The following is a 3291-nucleotide window of genomic DNA, read 5'->3' as shown; positions in this document are numbered from 1 at the left end:
GCCAAGCTTTCTTTTATTCCTACATATTCAGCTAAATTTGTGATCTTAGGAATTGGAAAATATATGTGCATTCTTGGTCTTGCAGCTTTTCCATTTTTTTCTTTTCTATGGTTTCTGCTGTAAACTATGGCAAATTTAACTCCATCAAATATTCTCTTTAAATCATTAGCTGAAATCCAATCATCTGGATTTTCTGAATGGTCGTTGTCTATATCCATGGGAACACATTCTGACTCTATAAAATTATCGTTGGACCTGTAGGAATTTTTATACTTAGCCATTACATGGTCAAAACTTGCTGCTTCCTCAAATGACCTAACATCTACTGCATCCATCTCATTTAGATAAACACAATTTGACTCCACTCCTATTAAATTCGAGGTGTATATTTTCAATTAGGATACCTCCTTTATATAGCGAATCTTCATTTTTCTCTTCTCAGCAATCTTTATTTCTTCAGCCATTCCAGGACTTATCTTGTCACCAAAGACCCATACTTCTTCACATTTTCCAAGAAGGACATAATTAAAATGCATGGCAAGTCTTCTCTCACTTTCATCACTCATAAACTGAGGAAATAAAAGATGTGGTGCGATGGGAATATTTCCTTCATCTAAAGCATAGCGAGAATACTTCTGTGCCTTGATTACATTATTTTCTACATCTCCAGAAAATGGACTGCAGATATATACCAGGGGATAGTATCTCTTCTCTGCATTTTTAATTGCTTGATAAGGAGTGGGGTCCTTGCACCCACTCCCGTTGTATAGTTCCTTATTCATAAATACCACTCATTGTTTCACTACAAGTATTACAGCAAACTTGGGTAGAAACTAAATCTCCCTCTTCCAATACTTCAACTAAATCGACTCGAACTTCTTTTCCACACTTTGGACAGGTGCAAAATACATTCTCATCATTTATTTCAATGCTTACTTCCATGGCATCATTTATTTTTTCTTTAACATAAAACATGAATAACCCTCCATTAGTCTTTTTTATAAAATTCACTTTCAAATCCATCTGCATCTAAGATAAGTCCAGGTGCCCAGCTAGGAACTATGGACATGATTTCATTTATTTCTTCTATGCTAGATGAATCACTTTCTATAACAACTTCGTCATGAATATGCATGACGATATTAAATCCTTTTTCCTCAAGTCTCATCAAAGCCTCAGCTAAAATATCTCTTGCGATGGCTTGAACTATATTCTCTACAAATTTTCCACCATAGGATTCAATCTTGTCCCATTTATTTCCTACTACGATTCCCTCATAGACTACTGATTCTCCACCAAATCGATTCGTTCCTATTTTTGCCTTTGGATAAGCTAATCTTCTTTTTGAAGGAAGTTCTATGAAAAGGATGCCTTTCTCATAGCTAATAACTAAATTCTTATATTTTTCTTTAATTCTAGTCTTTACAACTCTTTTTACGACTGCATCTATGTCCCACCAAAGACTCACTATATTTGGATTAGCCTCTCGCCAGGAATCAACTATTGATTGAAGTTCATCTTCAGATAGCCCCATTTCTATAGCACCCATAGCCTTAAGCGCTCCCACAGAGCCACCATAACCACAAGCAAGCGTTGCTACCTTACCTTTTTGTCTTAAGTCTCCATTTACTCCATGTTTTACAACAGGCACACCAAACATCTGACTTGCTGTAGAGCAGTAGATATCTTCTCCATTTTTAAAGGCATTAAGCACCCAGTCTTCTCCCGCAAGCCAAGCTAGAACTCTTGCTTCAATTGCTGAAAAATCGGAAACTATAAATCGGCATCCCTCTTTTGGAATAAAGGCTGTTCTTATCAGTTGGGATAACACATCGGATGGTGAGTCATAAAGCATTTCTAAGCTTTCGTATTCTTTATTTCTTACAAGACTTCTTGCAAGGTCTAAATCTTGTAGGTTATTTCTCCTCAAATTTTGTACCTGGATAAGACGTCCTGAATTTCCTGTAACCCATACTCTTCCATTTCTCCTCACTAAAAAGAAACCTGTTGGAGTCATAGCACAGTAGACCATTCCCGTATAGTCTATTTTCTTTGCTTTTCTTTGTATTTGATGTGCGTTTTTAGGTCTTAACCAAATGTCTAATATATATGCATCTTGCCAATTGTTATGAACTTGCGATCTTTTCTTTATACTCATTTGACATGCTCTACCACTTAGATGAGCAAAGGCCTGTATTATATCTGCATTTTTCCTATTTACTGTAGAATACTGAATGCTGTTTTTAGCACTTTGATATCCGTCCCAATGAACAAGTTCATCAAAGAACACGTCTGCACTTTCATCAAATAGCCATGTGTCAAATGTTTTGTTTTCAAACATTCTAAGCCACAAAGGTAGGTGTCTAGAGTAGATAGTAAAAACATATCTTTTCTTTGACTTATCCATGTATTCTTTCAAATTAAAGCAAATTTCTGCTTTTCTCAAAAGACTTTTACATCTTTCAACTTTTCTAAGTTTTGAAAAAGAAAGTTTTATATTTCCTTCTGCAGTATAATGTCCATCCGCTTGAATCATAATAAGAACTCTAAGCTGAATATGATCTAAATTTGACTGAACTTGTCTATATCCAGTAAATGGAATAGCTGGATGTGCATAATTTAGCATCTCGGATATTTCTCCAACTCTCCACTCACTCTTATAATGATTTTTAAAATACATCTTGTGTTCAGTTGTGCTTATTTGAGATATTCTTTTATCTTCATAGAAAACCATTTGTCCACTGAATGGAAACTTAACCATTTCAGACTTTTGAAAAGATATTTTTTCTCCTATGGTATTCCAACAAGCAATGTTCCCTCCATTCCATTTATCAAGTCTAACCCAGCCTTTATCAGTTAAAACTTCGTGATCTCCAGTTAAACAATATCTTCCTGTACGATTTGCTCCATAAAATTGGATTAGACCTCTTGCTCGATTATCTTTTCCTTTTACATTTTTCATAGCGTCATATTTTCTAACTGAAGATTTAGATAATTCTTGTCTAAGTTCCAATACTTCTTTTATATCTCCCTCAGTATTTTTAAGAGCAGACTCTACATCTTTTTTAGCTAAGGAATCTATCTCTAAGCCTTTTTTATTTAGCCATTCTTTAAGCTGTAAGGGAGAATTTGGATTCTCAAGACCAGTTAGTTCTATGGCTCTGTCCATATTTTCTTCTCGTAATATCTCATCAAATTTAATAGCTGAATCAACTAAAACTTCATCAATTAAGATTCCTCTATCGTTGATGTTTTGGTCTATCCAGTAGTTTTCCCATTCTGAATGAGGCA

Annotated in this window: 3 protein-coding genes and 1 pseudogene; all 4 read right to left on the bottom strand. The window is 34.9% G+C overall.

The genetic code is table 11. The features are described from left to right. Window positions 1-395 (bottom strand): annotated as a pseudogene (locus tag PEPTYR26121_RS06490) (phage/plasmid primase, P4 family); the annotation flags it as partial. After that, window positions 396-782, bottom strand: coding sequence for a DUF7768 domain-containing protein (locus tag PEPTYR26121_RS06485; protein WP_044565547.1), 387 nt, complete (start codon window positions 780-782; stop codon window positions 396-398). Beyond that, the gene (locus tag PEPTYR26121_RS06480; RefSeq protein ID WP_044565546.1) at window positions 775-975 is read right to left on the bottom strand and encodes a hypothetical protein; all 201 of its coding nucleotides are present in this window, start codon (window positions 973-975) and stop codon (window positions 775-777) included. Before PEPTYR26121_RS06480 ends, PEPTYR26121_RS06485 begins: the two co-directional genes overlap by 8 nt. A gap of 13 nt (window positions 976-988) precedes the next feature. Next, window positions 989-3291 (bottom strand): DNA polymerase (locus PEPTYR26121_RS09160; RefSeq protein WP_246285909.1); only part of this gene is annotated, 2303 nt, incomplete at its 5' end.

Origin of the sequence: Aedoeadaptatus nemausensis, assembly GCF_903819165.1 — a bacterium.
GTDB classification, from domain to species: domain Bacteria; phylum Bacillota; class Clostridia; order Tissierellales; family Peptoniphilaceae; genus Aedoeadaptatus; species Aedoeadaptatus nemausensis.
This window is presented reverse-complemented; position numbering and strand designations above follow the sequence as displayed.

Coding starts and splice junctions, on each gene's coding strand:
- PEPTYR26121_RS06485 (WP_044565547.1), bottom strand. CDS start 782: ATGAATAAGGAACTATACAACGGGAGTGGGTGCAAGGACCCCACTCCT.
- PEPTYR26121_RS06480 (WP_044565546.1), bottom strand. CDS start 975: ATGTTTTATGTTAAAGAAAAAATAAATGATGCCATGGAAGTAAGCATT.